Genomic DNA, 20,301 nt, shown 5'->3' on the forward strand with positions numbered 1-20,301 from the left:
ATTAACCCTGCGTGAACCTGGGCCCCCTTTGTGGGCCCGTGTTGGGAACCCCGGACGTCCGTGGACCGTTGTGGACACCCGGCCCTAGGGATACCCAGGCGCCGCTCCCACCCCGAAGTACTCCTCCAGCGTGTTGATTCCGCGGTTCACCATATCCGTGGCCGCCTCCACGCCGATATAGCGCAAATGCCACGGCTCGTAGTAGTACCCGGTGATCTCGTGGAACATCCACGGATACCGCACCACAAACCCGAACCGGTGCCCGTTGGCTTTCGCCCACACAGCCGCCGGCTGGTCCGCGAAACACGGCTGGAAGGCGCACGCACCGCCGCCGTCCGCAATGTCGAACGACCACCCCGTCTGGTGCTCGGAATAGCCTGGCCGGGCGCTCGCCGTATCCGCATCCGCCTGGCCGCGGGACGCCACGTAACCGTTATAGGTGGTCACCTGGGTCGCGTAGGAGCGGTACCCGCTCGCCAGGACCATGACGACGCCGTCCCGCGCCGCCGCTGCGAACATCGCCTCGGCCGCTGCCGCCGTCGTGCTGTTCAGCAGTGCGGACTCGCCGGTTGCGGACGTCCTGACGGCGGGCCCCGCCAAGTCCGCCGGCGCATACGCCGCCGGTACCAGCGGGCGATGCTTGTTGACTACCACCCACGGGCTTGCCGGATCCGTCAGCGAGAACTGGCGGGGGAGCGCTGCCGAGGGTGACGGTGCAGCGGTGGCTGACGGAGGTGTTTCACCCACGGTGGCGGCCTCCGGAGCGGGTGCCGCGGTGGAGGGGACCGGCGTCGGCGAAGGTACAGGGGAAGCAGGCACAGGCGCGGACGACGACGGGACGGCCTGGGGTGCCTCCGGCGTGCAAGCGGTCAGGACAGTCAGTCCGGCCCCCACGGCGAGGAAGCGGGCAAAGCTGCGCCGCGTGGTGCCCGCCGTTCCGGAAGCCGCATCACAGTCGTAGCACACCTGTGCTAGACCTTCCTCAGGAGCATGCGGCGGATAGTGTGGTCCGCCTCTTTGGTGAGCACCAGCTGCGCCCGGCCGCGGGTGGGCAGCACGTTCTCCTCCAGGTTGGGCTCGTTGATCCGCTTCCAGATGTCCCTGGCCGTGCTTTCAGCCTCGTCATCGGACAGGCTCGCGTACCGGTGGAAGTAGGACTCCGGCTGCGCGAACGCGGTGCTCCGCAGCTTCCGGAACCGGTCCACGTACCACTCCTCGATGTAGGAGGTCTTGGCGTCCACGTAAATGGAGAAGTCGAAGAAGTCGCTCAGTGCCAGCCCCTGCCGGCCGTCATGCCGCGGGCGTGCCGGGGCCAGCACGTTCAGGCCCTCGACGATCAGGACGTCAGGGCGCCGCACCACCACTTCCTTGTCCGGAACGATGTCGTACGTGACGTGCGAATACCAAGGCGCGCGGACTTCCTCGGCCCCACCCTTGATCTCGCTGACGAACCGCAGCAGCGCCCGCCGGTCATAGGACTCCGGGAAGCCTTTGCGGTCCAGCAGCTGCCGGCGCTTCAACTCGGCCAGCGGGTAGAGGAAGCCGTCCGTGGTGATCAGCTCCACGTTGGGGGTGCCGGGCCAGCGGCGCAGCATCTCGCGCAGCACGCGCGCAATGGTGGACTTGCCCACCGCCACCGAGCCGGCCACGCCGATCACGAACGGCGTCCGCTGGGTCTGCTCGCCCAGGAAGGTGGTGGTTGCGGCATGCAGCTGCCCGGCCGCCTCAACGTACAGGTGCAGAAGCCGGGACAGCGGAAGGTACACCTCGCGGATTTCCTTCATGTCCAGGGGATCGCCAAGGCCACGCAGACGGACAATGTCCTCTTCGTTCAGGGGTTGTTCCATCTGGGCGGCCAGCCTGGACCAGGTCTGCCGGTCCAGCTCCACGAACGGAGAGGCACCCTCTCCATTCGCCTCGTTGCGTTGCAAAGTCACGTTAGAGATTCTGCCCCGCGCTCCGCGCATAGCGAAATGGAGCAGGGCCGGGGCGCGGCGCCACCTGCAAGAACGGCTCAAGAATCGGATTCCGGGTTTCTAGCAACCAGCCTGCACCCGATACCCTTGACTCTATGTGTGGAATCGTGGGTTATGTAGGCCGTTCTGTGAACGGTGCGGTTGATGGTCACAGCGCCTTGGACGTTGTCCTTGAGGGTTTGCGCCGGCTGGAGTACCGCGGTTATGACTCTGCCGGTGTTGCCGTGGTGTCCGAGGGCGCCATTGAGGCGCGGAAGAAGTCCGGGAAGCTGAGCAACCTGCTGGCTGAGCTGGAGGAGCGTCCGCTGCCGGAAACCCTGACGGGCATCGGCCACACGCGGTGGGCCACGCACGGCGGCCCCACGGACCGCAACGCGCACCCGCACCTGGCCGATGAGGGCAGGCTCGCGGTGATCCACAACGGCATTATCGAGAACTTTGCCGAGCTCAAGCTTGAACTGATCGACAAGGGCGTGAAGTTCCTGTCCGAGACGGACACCGAGGTTGCTGCCGCGCTGCTGGCGGACATCTTCCGGAACCAGCTCGGCGGGGACGTCTCCAACGGCGGCCTGACCCGCGCCATGGAGCTGGCCTGCCAGCGCCTCGAGGGTGCGTTCACGCTGCTGGCCGTCCACGCGGACCAGCCCGACGTCGTCGTCGCTGCCCGCCGCAACTCACCGCTGGTGGTGGGCCTGGGCGAGGGGGAGAACTTCCTGGGCTCTGACGTGTCGGGGTTCATTGATTACACCCGCCGGGCGGTGGAGCTGGGCCAGGACCAGATCGTCACCATCACCGCGGACACGGTGGAGATCACCGACTTCTTTGGGAACCCGGCCGCCGGCAAGGAATACCACGTGGACTGGGACCCGGCCTCGGCGAAGAAGGGCGGCTTCTCCTCGTTCATGGAGAAGGAAATCCATGACCAGCCCGACGCCGTGGCGCAGACCCTGCTGGGCCGCTCCGACCTCGAGGGCAAGCTGACGCTCAGTGAGCTGCGGATTGATCCGGAGCTGCTTAAGAAGGTCAACAAGATCATCGTCCTGGCCTGCGGCACCGCCGCGTACGCGGGCACGGTGGCGAAGTACGCGATTGAGAACTGGTGCCGGATCCCCACCGAGGTGGAGCTCGCGCACGAGTTCCGCTACCGGGACCCGATCCTGGACGAGAACACCCTGGTGGTATCCATCTCCCAGTCCGGCGAGACCATGGACACCCTGATGGCTGTCCGGTACGCCCGGGAACAGGGCGCGAAGACCATCTCGATCTGCAACACCAACGGATCGACCATCCCGCGTGAGTCCGACGCCGTGCTGTACACGCATGCCGGCCCGGAAATCGCCGTCGCCTCCACGAAGGCGTTCCTGGCCCAGATCACCGCCGCGTACCTGCTGGGCCTGTACCTGGCGCAGCTGCGCGGGAACATCTTCTCCGGCCAGATCGCGGACGTCCTGGCGGACCTGAACAAGATCCCGGCGAAGATCCAGGCCATCCTGGATAACGCCGGGCCGCTGCGTGAACTGGCACGGTCCATGGCGGACGAGAAGTCCGTGCTGTTCCTGGGCCGGCACGTGGGCTACCCGGTGGCACTCGAGGGTGCGCTGAAGCTCAAGGAGATCGCGTACATCCACGCCGAGGGCTTCGCCGCCGGCGAGCTCAAGCACGGCCCGATCGCGCTGATCGATGAGGGCCAGCCGGTGTTCGTGGTGGTCCCGTCCCCGCGCGGCCGCGACTCGCTGCACGCCAAGGTGGTCTCCAACATCCAGGAAATCCGTGCCCGCGGCGCCCGGACCCTGGTCATCGCCGAAGAAGGCGACGAAGCCGTCCAGGCCTACGCCGAACACGTCTTCTACGTCCCGGAAACCCCCACCCTGCTCATGCCGCTGCTGACCACCGTCCCGCTGCAGATCTTCGCCGCCGAACTCGCCGCCGCGAAGGGCTACGACGTGGACCAGCCCCGCAACCTCGCCAAGAGCGTCACCGTCGAATAGCGTCCCTGACAGCGGAAACCCCGGGCCCAACGGCCCGGGGTTTCCGCTTTAAGTCCAGACTTTGCGCTGATGGCGGATAACACTCATGACCGGCCTGCAACGTCCTCCGCACGATAGGCGTCACCGTAGAGTAGTGCCATGATCGTTGGCATTGGGGTAGACGTAGTAGACATCGAACGGTTTGGCCGCCAGCTGGAACGGACGCCGGGCCTTCGGGACAGGCTGTTCGTACCGGCCGAGCGGGAGCTGAACACGCGGTCCCTGGCCGCCCGGTTCGCGGCCAAGGAAGCCGTGGCCAAGGTGCTCGGCGCACCGGCCGGCATGAACTGGCAGGACTGCTGGATCGGCCTGGACCAGAACGGACCCACCGTCCAGGTCAAAGGCACCGTCCTGGCCGTGGCAGAGGCCAAGGGCGTCAAGCGCTGGCACCTCTCCATCAGCCACGACGGCGGGATCGCCACCGCAACGGTCCTGGCCGAGGGCTGACCCGGCCCGCCGCCCAGGGACCCGACACCCATGATCAGCGCCTACACCGGAACCCAGGTACGGGAAGCGGAACAGCCGCTCCTCGCTGCCGGGCTGGGTGACGTCCTGATGCAGCGCGCCGCCCACGGCCTGGCCAACGCCGTCATCACTGAACTGCGGGCCCGCGGCCACCGCCTGTACGGCAGCCGCGTGGTCGTGCTGGCCGGCAAGGGCAACAACGGCGGGGACGGCCTGTACGCCGGGGCGTTCCTCGCCGCCCGCGGGATGCGGACGACGGCGGTACTCACCGGCGGCGCGGCGCACCCGGCGGCACTGGCTGCTTTCCGGCGGGCGGGCGGCCGGGCCGAGAAACTTGACGGGGCGGCGCAGGACGGGCTGGCCGCGGAAGCCGCGCGCGCCGACGTCGTCATCGACGCCATCCTGGGCACTGGCGCCACCGGCGGGCTGAGGGGGGACGCCGCAGGGCTCGTGGAGGCTGTAAGCCGGGACCTGGCGGGCGCTGACCGGGGCGGATTCGTGGTGGCCTGCGACCTGCCCAGCGGCGTCAACGCCGATACCGGCGAGGCTGCCGAACCGGTGCTGCGCGCCGATCTGACGGTGACGTTCGGCGCCGCCAAGGCGGGCCTGCTGGCTGACCCCGGCGCCGACTACGCCGGCCGAGTCGCCGTGGTTCCCATCGGCATCGAAGAGCACCTTCCCGGCCCTGCCCTGCGGCGGCTGGAACCAACAGACCTTGGCCGAATCCTGCCGCACCCGGCACGGCGGGCACACAAGTATTCACGCGGCGTACTGGGCATCGTCGCGGGTTCCACGCAATACCCGGGCGCTGCCGTGCTTGCCTGCCGCGGCGCCCTGGCCGCCGGCGTCGGCATGGTCCGGTACCTTGGCCCGCCGGCCGTCGCTGACCTGGTGCGCCAGGCCTGCCCCGAGGTGGTCTGCAGCGACGGAACCGTGGCTGACAACCGCGTCCAGGCATGGCTCGTCGGCTCCGGCATGGGTCCCGGGGACCACGAACAACTGGCCCGGGCCGCCGACGCCATCGCCTCGGGACTCCCGGTGGTGGCCGACGCCGGTGCGCTGCCCGCATTGCCCTCCCGTCTCGACCCCCACGTGGTGCTCACACCGCACGCCGGCGAACTCGCCGCCCTGCTCACACGCCTGGAAGGGCGGGACGACGCACGCTTTGGAGACCGTGATGCCGTGGAAGCCGCCACCCTTGACGCTGCCCGCAAAGCCGCCACCCTGACCGGGGCAACGGTCCTGCTCAAGGGACCCGCAACGCTGGTGGCCGCACCCGAAGGCACGGTCTTCAGCCAGGCGGACGGCACCCCCTGGCTCGCCACTGCCGGCAGCGGCGACGTGCTGGCCGGCGTCATCGGTGCGCTGCTCGCCCAGGCGGGTCCCGGCGTCTGGCTTTCCCGCTCCCTTGGGATCAGCGGCGGCGGGCACTGGACTGTGCTGGCCGCGCTGGGAGCCTCGCTGCACGGCCTCGCCGGCACGGCTGCCTCGGACGCGCGGTCCGGCGGCCCTGTCACCGCGGGCGCCATTGCCGACGCCATACCGCAAACCTGGGGTAAAGTCAGCATGCTTAGTAACTCTGGAGCGTCGAAACGTAATAGTCACAGCCAACCATTACGGTAGGCATTAGTTCGCACCGGCAGTAGGGGCGTTCCGATGCCCTCTGCTGCTGACCAACAATGAGGAGCACGATGGAAGTCTGGCCTGGAACTGCCTACCCGCTGGGAGCTACCTTTGACGGCACCGGCACCAATTTCGCACTGTTCAGCGAACAGGCCGAACGGGTCGAACTCTGCCTCCTGGCTGACGACCTGACAGAAACACGGATCGAACTCACCGAAGTGGACGGCTACGTCTGGCACTGCTACCTGCCGCAGATCCAGCCCGGCCAGAAGTACGGCTACCGCGTCCACGGCCCTTACGAGCCGAACAACGGCAGCCGCTTCAACGCCAACAAACTCCTGATGGACCCCTACGCCAAGGCGATCCAGGGTGAAATCGACTGGGACCCCGCGCTCTTCTCCTACGAGTTCGGCGACCCCGAGTCCCGCAACGACGCCGATTCCGCCGCCCACACCATGCACGGCGTGGTCATCAACCCGTTCTTCGAATGGGACGGCGACCGCCAACTCCGGATCCCGTACCACCAGTCGGTCATCTACGAAGCCCACGTCAAGGGCCTGACCGAGCTGCACCCGGAAATCCCCGAAGAGCAGCGCGGCACCTACGCCGGCGTGGCCCACCCCGCCGTCATCGAGCACCTCAAGAAGCTCGGCGTCACCGCCATCGAGCTCATGCCGGTCCACCAGTTCGTCAATGACGGAACCCTGCAGGAGAAGGGCCTCAACAACTACTGGGGCTACAACACCATCGGGTTCTTCGCCCCGCAGAACACCTACAGCTCCACCGGCGAGACGGGCCAGCAGGTCCAGGAGTTCAAGGCGATGGTCCGGGACCTGCACCGGGCAGGCATCGAGGTCATCCTCGATGTCGTCTACAACCACACCGCCGAAGGCAACCACCTGGGGCCCACCCTGTCCTTCAAGGGCATCGACAACCAGGCCTACTACCGGCTGGTGGACGGCGACCTGAAGCACTACATGGACTACACCGGCACCGGCAACTCGCTGAACGTCCGCCACCCGCACTCCCTGCAGCTGCTGATGGACTCCCTGCGCTACTGGGTCACCGAGATGCACGTGGACGGTTTCCGCTTCGACCTCGCCTCCACCCTGGCCCGCGAGTTCTACGATGTGGACAAGCTCTCCACCTTCTTCGAACTCATCCAGCAGGACCCGATCGTGTCCCAGGTGAAGCTGATCGCCGAACCCTGGGACGTTGGCCCCGGCGGCTACCAGGTGGGCAACTTCCCGCCGCAGTGGACCGAATGGAACGGCAAGTACCGCGACACCGTCCGTGACTTCTGGCGGGGCGAGCCCTCCACCCTGGGCGAGTTCGCCTCGCGCCTGACCGGTTCCGCGGACCTCTACGAAAGCTCGGCGCGCCGCCCGGTGGCATCGATCAACTTCGTCACCGCCCACGATGGCTTCACCATGCGGGACCTGGTGTCCTACAACGAGAAGCACAACGAGGCCAACGGCGAAGGCAACAACGACGGCGAATCCCACAACCGGTCCTGGAACTGCGGGGTCGAAGGTGATACCGACGACGAAAAGGTACTGGTGCTGCGTGCCCGCCAGCAGCGGAACTTCCTCGCCACGCTGCTCCTGTCCCAGGGCGTGCCCATGGTGCTGCACGGCGACGAACTGGGCCGCACCCAGCAGGGCAACAACAACACCTACTGCCAGGACTCCGAGCTCAGCTGGATCCACTGGGAAGCCATGGACCAGCCGCTGATCGAATTCACCGCCTTCGTCAGCAAGCTCCGGCACGACCACCCCACCTTCCGCCGTAGCCGCTTCTTCGACGGCCGCCCGGTGCGCCGCGGCGAGGGCGAAAAGCTGCCGGACATCGTCTGGCTCAAGACCGACGGCACCGAAATGCTGCCCGAGGACTGGGGAAGCGGCTTCGGCCGGACCATCGGCGTCTTCTACAACGGCGACGGTATCCAGGAACAGGACTCGCGCGGCCGCCGGATCACCGACGACAGCTTCCTGATGGCCTTCAACGCCCACGACGACGACGTGGACTTCCTGCTGCCCACCGACGAATACTCCCAGTACTGGGAAGTCCTGATCGACACCGCCGCCCAGGCAGACGCTTACGAGCCGCTGAAGGCAGGCGCCACCCTGACCCTCGAGGCCAAGTCCATGGTGGTCCTGCGCGCTTACTCCGGCCCCGAGACCGAGGTGGACCTCTCCGCAGCGGCGTCATTGGCGTCCATGGCGGAGCATGAAGAAGCCCAGGAGGAGATGGTGGAAGCCCAGACCCAGGCGGCTGCCGAGAGCGAGGCGAAAGCAACCGGCGCCGACAAGGAATCCGCCGACGGAACGTCCGCCGGCAAGGAGCCCGCCGGGAAGGACGCCGCGGAATGAGGACCCCGGCCTCCACGTACCGCCTGCAGATCCGCAAGGGTTTCACCCTGTTCGACGCCGCGGACACAGTCCCGTACCTGAAGTCCCTGGGCGTCGACTGGGTTTACCTCTCGCCCATCCTGACCGCTGAGCAGGGCTCGGACCACGGCTACGACGTGACCGACCCCTCTGCCGTCGACCCCGAACGTGGCGGACCCGAAGGGCTGCTCGCCCTGTCCAAGGCGGCCCGCGACCATGGCATGGGTGTGCTGGTGGACATTGTCCCCAACCACGTGGGCGTCGCCACCCCGGTGCAGAACCCGTGGTGGTGGTCCCTGCTCAAGGAAGGCCGCCAGTCCCCGTACGCTGACGCGTTCGACGTCGACTGGGACCTGGGCGGCGGCAAGGTCCGGCTCCCGATGCTCGGCTCCGACGCCGACCTGGACAAACTGGAACTCAAGGACGGCGAACTCCGCTACTACGACCACCGCTTCCCGGTGGCCGACGGCACCTGGTCCGACGGCGATTCACCGCAGGAGGTCCACAGCCGCCAGCACTACCAGTTGATGGACTGGCGGCGGGCTGACGCCGAACTGAACTACCGGCGTTTCTTCGCGGTGACCACCCTGGCCGGCATCCGGGTGGAAGATCCCCAGGTCTTCGAAGAGGCGCACGCCGAGGTTGGCCGCTGGTTCACCGACGGCCTGGTGGACGGCCTGCGCGTGGACCATCCGGACGGTCTGGCAGACCCCGCCGGCTACCTGCGCTGGCTCAAGGACCTCACGGGCGGCGCCTACGTCCTGGTGGAAAAAATCCTGGAACCAGGGGAGGTGCTCCCCGGCGACTTCGCCTGCGAAGGCACCACCGGATACGACGCGCTCGCGGACGTGGACCGGGCGTTCGTGGACCCCGCCGGCCAGGCGGGCCTGGATGCGCTGGACGCCGACCTGCGCGGGACGCCCCAGCCGGCTGATTACGCGGAGATGATCCGCGGGACCAAACGCATGATTGCGGACGGCATCCTGCGCTCGGAGGTCCTTCGCCTGGCCCGCCTGGTGCCGGAGTCCCACGGGCTGGAGCTGGAACAGGCGGCCGATGCTGTTGCCGAAATCATCGCGTCCTTCCCCGTCTACCGGACCTACCTGCCCACCGGTGCCGATGTCCTCAAGGAGGCCTGCGAGTCCGCCGCCGAACACCGGCCGGACCTGGCCGTAGCCGTGGGCACGCTGCTGCCCCTGCTGCTGGATCCCGCCAACCCGATTGCAGTCCGGTTCCAGCAGACCTCCGGCATGGTCATGGCCAAGGGTGTGGAGGACACCGCGTTCTACCGGTACACCCGGCTGGGCACGCTGACGGAGGTAGGCGCCGAACCCACCGAGTTCGCCGTGTCCCCGGAGGAGTTCCACCGGCGGATGCGCCGGCGCCAGGATGAACTGCCGCTGTCCATGACCACCATGTCCACCCACGACACCAAGCGCAGCGAGGACGCCCGGGCACGCATCTCCGTGATAGCCGAAGTGCCGGGGGAGTGGGCCGCCACCCTGGACACCCTCCGGAAGCTGGCCCCCATCCCGGACGGCCCCTACGAGAACCTGCTCTGGCAGGCCATCATCGGCGCCTGGCCGGCCAGCCGGGAACGGCTGCAGGGCTATGCGGAAAAGGCGGCGCGGGAAGCCGGGAACTCCACCAAGTGGACGGACCCGGACGAGGACTTCGAGTCCAAGGTCAAGGCCGCCGTGGATGCCGTGTTCGACGACGCCGGCGTCGCGCGGGTAGTGGAAGACTTCGTGGCCCGGATCGATGCGTTCGCGGCGTCCAACTCCCTGTCCGCCAAGCTCGTCCAGCTGACCATGCCCGGCGTGCCCGACGTGTACCAGGGCAGCGAATTCTGGGAACGGTCCCTGACGGATCCGGACAACCGTCGTCCCGTGGACTTCGCGGCCCGGGAGGCGGAGCTGGCAAAGATCGACGCCGGGACGTTGCCCGCCGCGGGCACCGAGGCCAGCAAGCTCCTTGCCGCGTCCCGCGCCCTGCGGTTGCGCCGGGACCGCCCTGAGCTGTTCCGGGGCTACATCCCGGTCACCGCCACTGGTGCGGCGGCAGGGCACCTGCTTGCCTTCTCCCGCGGCGTCGCCGACGGCACCCCGGGAGCCCTCACCCTGGCCACCCGGCTCCCCGCCGGACTGGAAGCCGACGGCGGCTGGCGCGATACCGCCGTCGTCCTTCCCGCCGCCATGCGCGACGAACTCACCGGCGCCGCCCACGGGCCCGGCAGCGTTTTGGTGTCCGACCTCCTGGGTACCTACCCGGTGGCCCTGCTCGTCCCGGCGGATGGAGGAAACTCATGACCCTGGTCAACAACGGACCCGAACGCTTCGATGTGTGGGCGCCTGAAGCTTCCTCGGTGATCCTGGTGGCGGACGGCCGCCAGTACCCGATGGAGCAAAAGGAGACCGCCCCGGGGAGCGAGGGCTGGTGGACGGCCCCCGGTGCGCCGGCCAGCGGGGAGGTGGACTACGGCTACCTGCTCGACGGCGACAGCCACCCGCTGCCGGACCCCCGTTCCCGGCGGCTCCCGTCCGGGGTCCATGAACTGTCCCGCACCTTCGACCCCGCAGCCCACAGCTGGCAGGACTCCGGCTGGAAGGGCAAGGAACTCCAAGGCGCGGTCATCTACGAACTCCACGTGGGAACCTTCACCCCCGAAGGGACACTGGACGCGGCAGCCACCAAACTGGACTACCTGGTTGACCTCGGCGTCGATTTCATCGAGCTGCTGCCGGTCAACGGGTTCAACGGCACCCACAACTGGGGCTACGACGGCGTCCAGTGGTACGCCGTCCAGGAAGGGTACGGCGGCCCGGCGGCCTACCAGCGCTTCGTGGACGCCGCCCATGCCGCCGGCGTGGGCGTCATCCAGGATGTGGTGTACAACCACCTCGGACCCAGCGGGAACTACCTGCCAAAGTTCGGCCCGTACCTGAAACAGGGCGACGCCAATACGTGGGGCGATTCGGTCAACCTGGACGGCCCGGGCTCCGACGTGGTCCGCGAGTACATCCTGGAAAACCTGGCGCTGTGGCTGCGCGACTACCATGTGGACGGGCTGCGGCTCGATGCCGTGCACGCCCTGCGGGACGAAAGGGCCGTGCACATCCTCGAGGAATTCGGCGCACTCGGCGATGCCGTGTCGGCCGAAACCGGGCTGCCCAAGACGCTCATCGCCGAATCCGACCTGAACAATCCGCGGCTGATCTACCCGCGGGACGCCAACGGATACGGCCTGGACGGACAGTGGAGCGACGACTTCCACCACGCCGTCCACGTCAACGTCAGCGGTGAGACCACCGGGTACTACTCCGACTTCGAGTCGCTCGCCGTGCTGGCCAAGGTGTTGAAGGACGGTTTCTACCACGACGGCAGCTACTCCAGCTTCCGTGGCCGGCACCACGGCCGGCCCATTAACGCCTCCCTGGCGCATCCGGCGGCGCTGGTGGTCTGCAACCAGAACCACGACCAGATCGGCAACCGGGCCACCGGGGACCGCCTGGCACAGTCCCTGTCCCACGGGCAGCTGGCCGTGGCCGCGGTGCTGACCCTCACCTCGCCGTTCACGCCCATGCTGTTCATGGGGGAGGAGTACGGTGCCACCACGCCGTGGCAGTTCTTCACCTCCCACCCCGAACCGGAGCTCGGCAAGGCGACTGCGGAAGGCCGGATCAAGGAATTCGAGCGCATGGGGTGGGATCCCGCCGTCGTGCCCGACCCCCAGGATCCGGAGACATTCCGCCGGTCCAAGCTGGACTGGGACGAGGCCGCCCAGGGTGACCACGCCCGTCTGCTGGAGCTCTACAGGTCGCTGACCGCCCTGCGCCGCGCCCACCCGGAGCTGGCCGGCGCCGGCTTCGGGGAGACGGACGTGGCGTTCGACGACGACGCCCGCTGGCTGCGCTTCCGCCGCGGTTCGATGGAGGTGCTGGTGAACTTCGCGGACGCCAAGGTCCGGCTGGAGGATGTGTCCGGTGCGGTGCTGCTGGCCACGGACGACGCCACCGGGCTGGACGGCGGCGCGCTGACCCTGGCGCCGTGGAGCGCCGCGGTGGTGAAGTCCTAACGGGTTCGGAGCGTTACGCCGCGGACTGGCATTGTCAGCCCGCGGCGTAACTTTTCCCTGCCCGCCTGTAGCGCGGGTCACAGCTGGCAGGATGGACCCCATGACCTATGCAGCAGCGGAAAACCGCTACGAAACCATGCCCTACCGCCGTGTTGGCCGCAGCGGACTGAAGCTGCCCGCCATTTCGCTGGGTCTGTGGCACAACTTCGGTGACGACAAGCGCTTCGACGAACAGCGTGCCATCCTTCGCCGGGCGTTCGACCTGGGCGTGAACCACTTCGACCTCGCCAACAACTACGGCCCGCCGGACGGATCAGCGGAAACCAACTTCGGCCGGCACCTCAAGGACGACTTCAGGCCCTACCGCGACGAGCTGGTCATCTCCACCAAGGCCGGCTACTACATGTGGCCCGGCCCCTACGGCGAATGGGGTTCACGCAAGTACCTCATCTCCAGCCTGGACCAGTCGCTGCAGCGCATGGGACTCGACTACGTGGACATCTTCTACAGCCACCGGCCGGACCCGGAGACGCCGCTGGAGGAGACCATGGGCGCCCTGGACTATGCCGTCCGCTCCGGCAAGGCGCTCTACGCCGGCATTTCGTCCTACACCCCGGAGCAGACCCTCGAGGCCGCCCGGATCCTCAAGGAACTCGGCACGCCGCTGCTCATCCACCAGCCCAGCTACTCCATGTTGAACCGCTGGACCGAGAACGGCACCCCCAACCTGTACGAGGCCCTCGACCAGGTGGGGGCCGGGTCCATCGCCTTCTCCCCGCTGGCCCAGGGGATGCTCACGGACCGCTACCTCAACGGCATCCCCGCGGACTCCCGGGCCGCCAAGGCCCGTTTCCTGTCCGAGGACGCCATCACGGACGAGAAACTGGAAAGGATCCGCGGGCTGAACGCCATCGCCCAGGGCCGCGGCCAGTCCCTGGCCCAGATGGCCGTGGCCTGGATCCTGCGCAACCAGCCCAAGGGGTCGCCGGTCACGTCCGCGCTGATTGGCGCTTCCAGCGTCCGCCAGCTGGAGGACACGCTGTCCGCCATCAACAACCTGGAGTTCAGCGCCGGGGAACTGACCGCCATCGACGAATTCGCGGTGGAATCGGACATCAACCTGTGGAAGCAGACAGTCTGAGGCTTCCGGTTTTCTTACGCGGCGGGACCGGCGGAACAACGGCCGGTCCCGCTGTGTTGGGTACTATGAGTAGGCGCCGCGCGGCGCTGTTCCAGCCGGTCGCCGTCGCACTCTTTCCGACGCACCATCAGGCCGGCTGACGTTTGTCCTAAGGAGTTCCGTGTCTTCACATCCGATCCGTGTTGCAATCGTTGGCGTTGGCAACTGCGCCGCGTCGCTGGTCCAGGGCGTCCACTACTACAAGGACGCCGACCCCCAGTCCACCATCCCGGGCCTCATGCACGTCGAGTTCGGCCAGTACCATGTGGGCGACGTCCAGTTCGTGGCGGCCTTCGACGTCGACGGCAAGAAGGTTGGTGTTGACCTCGCCGACGCCATCCTCGCCAGCGAAAACAACACCATCAAGATCGCCGATGTCCCGCCCACCGGCGTCACCGTCCAGCGGGGCCACACCCTGGACGGCCTGGGCCGCTACTACCTTGAGACCATCGAGGAATCCACTGAGCAGCCGGTCGACGTCGTCCAGGCCCTCAAGGACGCCGAGGTTGACGTCATGGTCTGCTACCTGCCGGTCGGGTCGCAGCAGGCCGCCGAGTTCTACGCCCAGGCGGCCATCGACGCCGGCGTCGCGTTCGTCAACGCCCTGCCCGTGTTCATTGCCGGCACCAAGGAATGGGCGGACAAGTTCACCGCCGCCGGTGTGCCGATCGTCGGTGACGACATCAAGAGCCAGATCGGTGCCACCATCACCCACCGCGTCATGGCCAAGCTGTTCGAGGACCGCGGCGTCACCCTGGACCGCACGTACCAGCTGAACGTCGGCGGCAACATGGACTTCAAGAACATGCTCGAGCGGGACCGCCTCGAGTCCAAGAAGATTTCCAAGACCCAGGCCGTCACCTCCAACGTCGAGGCTGAACTGGCCGCCAAAGACGTGCACATCGGCCCGTCGGACTACGTCCAGTGGCTCGACGACCGCAAGTGGGCGTTTGTCCGCCTCGAGGGCCGCAACTTCGGTGACGCCCCGGTCTCCCTGGAGTACAAGCTCGAAGTGTGGGACTCGCCCAACTCCGCCGGCGTGATCATCGACGCCGTCCGCGCCGCCAAGATCGGCCTGGACCGCGGCATCGGCGGGCCCCTGCTGTCGGCTTCCAGCTACTTCATGAAGTCCCCGCCGGAGCAGTTCAACGACGACCTCGCCCGCGAGAAGGTCGAAGCCTTCATCCGCGGCGACCTGGAGCGCTAACCCCTCCCCGTTGCCCTATCACTTGGAGTCCCTAAAACCCTGTTTTGGGGACTCCAAGTGATAGGGCAACGCTCGTTTAAAGGGGTTTTCCGACGGGGGTTCAGGGGGCTTCGAGGGTGCGGATGGCGTGGCTTGCCTGGGCAACGGCCAGGAGCTTGAGCATGAGCTGGGAATGCATATGCATTCCCACGGCGGCGGTCAGGATAATGTCATTGACGTCGTCGCCCGCCGCGGTCAGCTCCAGGTCCAGGCCGGCGATCGCATCGACCGCGCCGCTGTACCGGTCCAGGAGTTCGAGCGGCAGGTCGATGCCGACGTGCTGCATGGCTGCGACATGCCGGTCCAGGGCGTCACGGGCGTCGCTTCGCACATCGGGCCATCCGCGCATGCGTACGACGGCGTCTGCCGCAGCCGTGCGCTCCACCTCGCCTACGGCGGGTTCAAGCTTGAGGACCACGCGCTGGACCTGCGCCAGCAGCGCGAGGTGCGGCACGCCGTCGTCCGCCAATGTCACAATGCTGCGGATCTGGTCGAGATTCAGGCCAATAATCTGCCGGAGCGCGCGGATCAGCTCCAGGCGTTTGACGTGCTCCGTGGAGTAGCTGGCCCGCGTGGCGTGGACTGACTGTCCGGGAGGCAGCAGCCCCTCCCTCAGGTAGAACTTGATGCTGGCCGGGCTGGTGCCCGTCGCGTTGCTCAGTTCCTTGAGCTGCATGGCGTTCCTCCGACCGGATAGCTGTCAGGGCGATGACTATCTTGATGTACATGAACTGGATAGTGGCACTATCTTAGAGCCATGGAGCATTGGAATGTCTTGCTGGTCAGCCACGTGGTGGCAGCCCTCTTCGTCCTGGCGATCGGGCCGGTCCAGATATTCCGACGGCGGAGGGACAGCATCCACCGCAGGATGGGCTATCTGTGGGTCGCGGCGATGTACTACGTGTGCCTCAGCAGCTTCTGGATCGTCTCCGAGGGCCACTTCACCTGGTTGCACGGGCTGTCGGCGTTCACGATCCTCACGGTAACCCTGGGACTGGTCAGCGCAGTCCGCCGGAACATTCCTGCGCACCGCGGCAACATGGTGGGGAGCTACCTGGGCATTGCCATCGCTTTCGGGTTTGCCGTCGGGGTCCCGGGGCGCAGTATCCCGAGGCTGCTCCTTGCCGATCCCGGGACGGCCTTGTTCGTGGTGCTCCTGGTGCTGCTCACTGTGGGGGCGGTATACCTGTCCCTTCTCCGCGGCGCAACACTCAAGGGCCCCATTCGAAGCGGCGCGCAAGGCCGCTCCGCCCTCCCGTTGCCCTATCAGATAGAGTCCCCAAAACCCCGGGTTGGCAACCCTAAGTGATAGGGCAAGTGCGGTTCAGTACTCGCGGAGGGCGGCGCGGACCCGGCGAACCGCCCATCGGAAATCCTGGGCCAGGTCGTCGGCGTTGAACTTGAAGTATCTCCAGCCGGCCGCCAGGAAATATTCGTCCCGGTAGTTGTCCCGGGACTGCTGCTCCCTCGTCAGGTGGTGGCCGCCGTCGTACTGGATGGCGATGCGCTGCTCTCGGTAACCCAAGTCCGCGGCAGGGGAGTACAGATCGCCGGGCACAACCCGGATTTGCAGTTCAGGATCCGGAAGGCCGGCTTCGGTGAGGGCCAGCCGCAGGAACGTTTCCGGTGCCGAATCCGCGCCTGCGCGGATCATGTCGACGGCGGTGCGGGCCTTGACGATGCCCTGCATTTTTGGGTGCCGGCTAATCATCATCCGCAGTTCCTGCAAGGTGGCCCACGGTTCGCTGCGCTGCTCCAGTTCCGGCCGCGGCTGGCGCACCAGCTGGTCCCCGATGGCCACGAGGTCCTCGAGGGGCACCAGCCTGGCCAGATCCAGCCAGGTCCGCGCGGGAGTGGACAGCCGGATGCCCTGCCAGTCCATGATTTCGTCGTCGAAGGCCAGGACCGTGTGGCCGGTGACCCCAGCGCGGCGGACCTGCGGGAGGCTTTTCGGCTTGCTCAGGTGCAGTTCCCTGCAGTCCTGGAACCATGAGGGCAGCCACAACCCCAGCAGCACCGCAGCCGTCAGGTGGGATATCCAGGCCCCCGGCGTCGCCGCAGACAAGGCACGCGCCAAGGCGGGAAGCTCGAATTCCCAACCCGACGGCAGATAGAGGAGCCGCCCTGCGGACGCCAGGTCCGACGAGCGCAGCCGCCCCTTGCTCAGGCTGGCCGCCCTCGCTTCGTGGACCGTGAACGGAACTGATTCGAGATGGGCCGGCAACGGCTGGGCGGGGCGCATGGGCACCATTCTTACCCGTCCGGAAACAGGCCGCAGAAGTTATCCACACCCCTTCGTTGCCCTATCAGACAGGGTCCCCAAACAGGGGTTTTAGGGACTCGATCTGATAGGGCAACTAACGGGGGTGTGTCAGGTGAGGCCTACCGGATTGCCGTCGGGGTCCACGTCCATGCGGAGGGCGGCCGGCGCGGCGGGGAGGCCCGGCATGGTCATCACGGCACCGGTCAGGGCCACGATGAAACCCGCGCCGGTCTTGGGCAGCAGGTCACGTACGTGGATAGTGAACCCCTTGGGGGCGCCCAGCCGGGAGGCATCGTCCGTGAAGGAATACTGGGTCTTGGCCATGCACACAGGCAGCCCGCCCCACCCGTTGCGTTCGATGTCGGCCAGCCGCCTCAGCGCCGGGACGGAAAAGTCCACCCCGTCCGCGCCGTAGATTTCCTGGGCGATGGTCCTGATCTTGTCCTCCACAGGGAGTTCCAGGGGGTACAGGTGCCGGAACCGGCCGGGCACATCCAGGGCCTGCAGCACCAAGGCCGCGAGGTCATCCCCGCCGTCACCGCCGCCGCCCCGGCCCCAGACGTCCGCCACCGCGGCAGGCACGCCCTGGGCAGCGCACCATGCCAGCAGCCAGTCGAGCTCCTCCTCGGAGTCGGAGGCGAACCTGTTGATGGCCACCACGGGCGCCACACCGAACTTCTCCACGTTCCGGACGTGCCGGCGCAGGTTCTCCACGCCGGCCTCCAGGGCGGCGAGGTCGGGCCGGGTCAAGTCATCCTTGGCCATTCCGCCCTGCATCTTCAAGGCACGCACGGTGGCGACCACCACGACGGCGGACGGTGCCAGGCCGCCGACCCTCGCCTTGATGTCCATGAACTTTTCCGCCCCGAGGTCGGCCCCGAAGCCCGCCTCGGTCACAACGATGTCGGCCAGCCGCCGCGCCGTCTGGGTGGCGATCAGCGAATTGCAGCCGTGGGCGATATTGGCGAACGGGCCGCCGTGAACCAGGGCCGGCGTCCCCGCGATGGTTTGGACCAGGTTCGGCTTGATGGCCTCCTTGAGCAACAACGCCAGCGCCCCCTGCACGCCCAGGTCCGCCACGGTCACCGGAACGCGGCTGTACGTGTACCCGAACGTGATTCGCCCCAGGCGCGCGCGGAGATCGGCCAGGTCCGTGGCAAGGCAGAACACGGCCATGATTTCGGACGCCACCGTGATGTCGAAGCCATCCTGGCGGGGCACACCCTGCGACGGTCCGCCCAGCCCGATCACCACCTCGCGCAGCGCCCGGTCGTTCATGTCCAGCACCCGCTTGAACGTCATCCGGCGCGGGTCGATGTTCAGGGCGTTGCCCTGGTAGATGTGATTGTCCACCAGCGCCATCAGGGCGTTGTTCGCCGACGTGATGGCGTGGAAGTCCCCGGTGAAGTGCAGGTTGATTTCGTCCATCGGCAGCACCTGGGAGTAGCCGCCGCCCGTGGCCCCGCCCTTCATGCCCAGGACCGGTCCCAGGGAAGGCTCGCGCAAGGCAATCATCACGTTGCGCCCGGCCCTCGCCAAGGAATCCGCCAGCCCCACGGTGGTGGTCGATTTCCCTTCCCCGGCGGGGGTGGGCGACATAGCGGAAACGAGCACCACCCGGCCGTGCGGGGCCGGAGCGTCGAGGCGGCCGGGGTCGATCTTGGCTTTGTAGCGGCCGTAGAATTCCAGCGCCCCGGGGTTGACCCCGGCGGCGGCAGCGATCTCCTCAATGGGCCGGATGCGTGCCGCCCGGGCTATTTCAAGGTCGCTGGGAACGCCTGTCATGGCGTCAGGTTACAGGAACAGCGGGCACCAGGTGGCCAAGGTGGTGGTCGACGGCGGCGTGGTAGCTTTCCAGCGTGATCGCGGCCGTGCGGGCCCAGCCGTTGTTCTGCGCCCGGATGGCGGCCGCCCGTCCCATGTCCTCGCGCGTGGCGGGATCGTCGTAGAGGGATTCCAGGGCACCGGCCCAGTCTGCCGCGTGGTGGCCGTCCACGAGCAGGCCGGTCCTGCCGTGGAAGATGGCGCGGGACAGCCCGCCCACCCGGGTTGCCACCACGGGCGTCCCGCAGGCCTGCGCCTCCAGGGCCACCAGCCCGAAGGATTCGCTGAAGGAGGGCATCACCACGACGTCGGCCGCCCGGAACCATGCCGCCAGCTCCGGTGCCTTGACCGGCGGAAGCTGCGTGACGACGTCGTCCATCTCCGCCTCAGCCACGAGCCTGCGGAGGTTGAACTCCTTGTTGCCGCTCAGCTCGCCCAAAATGGTGACCCGCAGGTCGATGTCCGGGCGCCGCCGGCGCAGCAGCGCGGCGGCCTTGACGAGCACCTGTGGGCCCTTGAGCCGCTGGATGCGCCCGGCAAACAGGAGGTGGAAGGTGCCGTCGGCGATGCCACGGTCCGTCCGGGACCGGTGCCGGAAAGCGGGGGTGAACGTGGCCAGGTCCACGCCCGGGGGCGCGATGTCGATGCGGTCGTACGTGGCGCCATAATGGGAGACCAGTTCGGCGGCCTCGGAACTGGTGTTGGCGATCAGCCGCGCGGCACCGTCCACGATCCTGTGCTCGCCCACCTCGCGCCGCCGCGGCTCGGGCTGCTCACCGGATTCCAGCAGCAGGTTCTTGACCTTGGCCATGGTGTGCATGGTGTGGACCAGCGGGACGCCCCACAGTTCGGACAGCTCCAGCCCGGCGATCCCGGATACCCAGTAATGCGAATGGATCACGTCGTAGCGGCCGTGCGGTTGCCTGCGCCGGATCTGTTCGATTTCGGCCACCATGCTGTGCAGCAGTCCCGGCAGCTCTTCCTTGGGGATCTTTTTCGGCGGCCCGGCCAGGACGTTGTGGACGCAGACGCCCGGATCGGGGTGTTCGACGGCGGGCTGCCCGGCCGAGGTGGCACGGGTGAAGATTTCCACTTCCACGCCGGCCTCAGCCAGCGCGGAGGCGAGTTCGCGGATGTAGACGTTCATGCCGCCGGCGTCGCCGGATCCCGGCTGCTCCATGGGAGAGGTGTGGAGGGAGAGCAGCGCCACCCTGCGGATCAGTGCCACGGGT

Annotated in this window: 15 protein-coding genes; 9 read left to right on the plus strand and 6 right to left on the minus strand. The window is 67.5% G+C overall.

Annotation, left to right across the window (positions count from 1 at the left end):
• Positions 1–84: 84 nt before the first annotated feature.
• Together AS031_RS02570 and coaA are read right to left on the minus strand one after the other, a co-directional pair.
• Positions 85–966 carry a M15 family metallopeptidase gene (locus AS031_RS02570; protein WP_058266550.1) on the minus strand — a complete coding sequence of 294 codons (882 nt, stop codon included), beginning with the start codon at positions 964–966 and terminating at the stop codon, positions 85–87.
• Positions 967–971: 5 nt separating this feature from the next.
• Complete coding sequence (gene coaA, locus AS031_RS02575) at positions 972–1,967, minus strand: type I pantothenate kinase (protein ID WP_176716492.1); 996 nt, start codon at positions 1,965–1,967, stop codon at positions 972–974.
• A gap of 104 nt (positions 1,968–2,071) precedes the next feature.
• Here coaA and glmS point away from each other — a divergent pair, with 104 nt between their 5' ends.
• From glmS to AS031_RS02615, 8 genes are all read left to right on the plus strand, one after another.
• Entirely contained in the window at positions 2,072–3,964 is a 1,893-nt protein-coding gene (gene glmS / locus AS031_RS02580) for a glutamine--fructose-6-phosphate transaminase (isomerizing) (RefSeq protein ID WP_058266552.1), read from the plus strand.
• A 138-nt stretch (positions 3,965–4,102) separates the two neighbouring features.
• Complete coding sequence (locus tag AS031_RS02585; RefSeq protein WP_018760400.1) at positions 4,103–4,450, plus strand: holo-ACP synthase; 348 nt, start codon at positions 4,103–4,105, stop codon at positions 4,448–4,450.
• A gap of 30 nt (positions 4,451–4,480) precedes the next feature.
• Complete coding sequence (locus tag AS031_RS02590; RefSeq protein ID WP_058266553.1) at positions 4,481–6,091, plus strand: NAD(P)H-hydrate epimerase; 1,611 nt, start codon at positions 4,481–4,483, stop codon at positions 6,089–6,091.
• A 68-nt stretch (positions 6,092–6,159) separates the two neighbouring features.
• Entirely contained in the window at positions 6,160–8,463 is a 2,304-nt protein-coding gene (gene glgX, locus AS031_RS02595; protein ID WP_058266554.1) for a glycogen debranching protein GlgX, read from the plus strand.
• Complete coding sequence (treY, locus tag AS031_RS02600) at positions 8,460–10,790, plus strand: malto-oligosyltrehalose synthase (protein ID WP_058266555.1); 2,331 nt, start codon at positions 8,460–8,462, stop codon at positions 10,788–10,790. Before glgX ends, treY begins: the two co-directional genes overlap by 4 nt.
• Entirely contained in the window at positions 10,787–12,556 is a 1,770-nt protein-coding gene (gene treZ / locus AS031_RS02605; protein WP_058266556.1) for a malto-oligosyltrehalose trehalohydrolase, read from the plus strand. The genes treY and treZ overlap by 4 nt, the downstream gene beginning before the upstream one ends.
• 100 nt (positions 12,557–12,656) lie before the next feature.
• Positions 12,657–13,697, plus strand: a complete 1,041-nt coding sequence (gene mgrA / locus AS031_RS02610; RefSeq protein ID WP_058266557.1) for an L-glyceraldehyde 3-phosphate reductase — start codon at positions 12,657–12,659, stop codon at positions 13,695–13,697.
• A gap of 160 nt (positions 13,698–13,857) precedes the next feature.
• Positions 13,858–14,943, plus strand: a complete 1,086-nt coding sequence (locus AS031_RS02615) for an inositol-3-phosphate synthase (RefSeq protein ID WP_058266558.1) — start codon at positions 13,858–13,860, stop codon at positions 14,941–14,943.
• Positions 14,944–15,043: 100 nt separating this feature from the next.
• On the opposite strand, the gene AS031_RS02620 is transcribed toward AS031_RS02615, so the two are convergent.
• Positions 15,044–15,658 carry a MerR family transcriptional regulator gene (locus AS031_RS02620; RefSeq protein ID WP_058266559.1) on the minus strand — a complete coding sequence of 205 codons (615 nt, stop codon included), beginning with the start codon at positions 15,656–15,658 and terminating at the stop codon, positions 15,044–15,046.
• A gap of 81 nt (positions 15,659–15,739) precedes the next feature.
• Between AS031_RS02620 and AS031_RS02625 the strand changes: the two genes are divergently transcribed.
• The gene (locus AS031_RS02625; RefSeq protein ID WP_082641930.1) at positions 15,740–16,291 is read left to right on the plus strand and encodes a DUF2306 domain-containing protein; all 552 of its coding nucleotides are present in this window, start codon (positions 15,740–15,742) and stop codon (positions 16,289–16,291) included.
• Positions 16,292–16,306: 15 nt separating this feature from the next.
• On the opposite strand, the gene AS031_RS02630 is transcribed toward AS031_RS02625, so the two are convergent.
• The 3 genes from AS031_RS02630 to mshA form a co-directional block, all read right to left on the minus strand.
• A complete protein-coding gene (locus AS031_RS02630) occupies positions 16,307–17,224 on the minus strand; it encodes a DUF559 domain-containing protein (RefSeq protein WP_058266560.1) in 918 nt (305 codons plus the stop codon).
• Positions 17,225–17,353: 129 nt separating this feature from the next.
• Positions 17,354–19,030, minus strand: a complete 1,677-nt coding sequence (locus AS031_RS02635) for a formate--tetrahydrofolate ligase (protein ID WP_058266561.1) — start codon at positions 19,028–19,030, stop codon at positions 17,354–17,356.
• Positions 19,031–19,034: 4 nt separating this feature from the next.
• Positions 19,035–20,297, minus strand: coding sequence for a D-inositol-3-phosphate glycosyltransferase (mshA, locus tag AS031_RS02640; RefSeq protein ID WP_058266562.1), 1,263 nt, complete (start codon positions 20,295–20,297; stop codon positions 19,035–19,037).
• Positions 20,298–20,301: the final 4 nt, after the last annotated feature.

The sequence above is a fragment of the Pseudarthrobacter enclensis genome, from assembly GCF_001457025.1.
Classification (GTDB): Bacteria; Actinomycetota; Actinomycetes; order Actinomycetales; family Micrococcaceae; genus Arthrobacter; species Arthrobacter enclensis.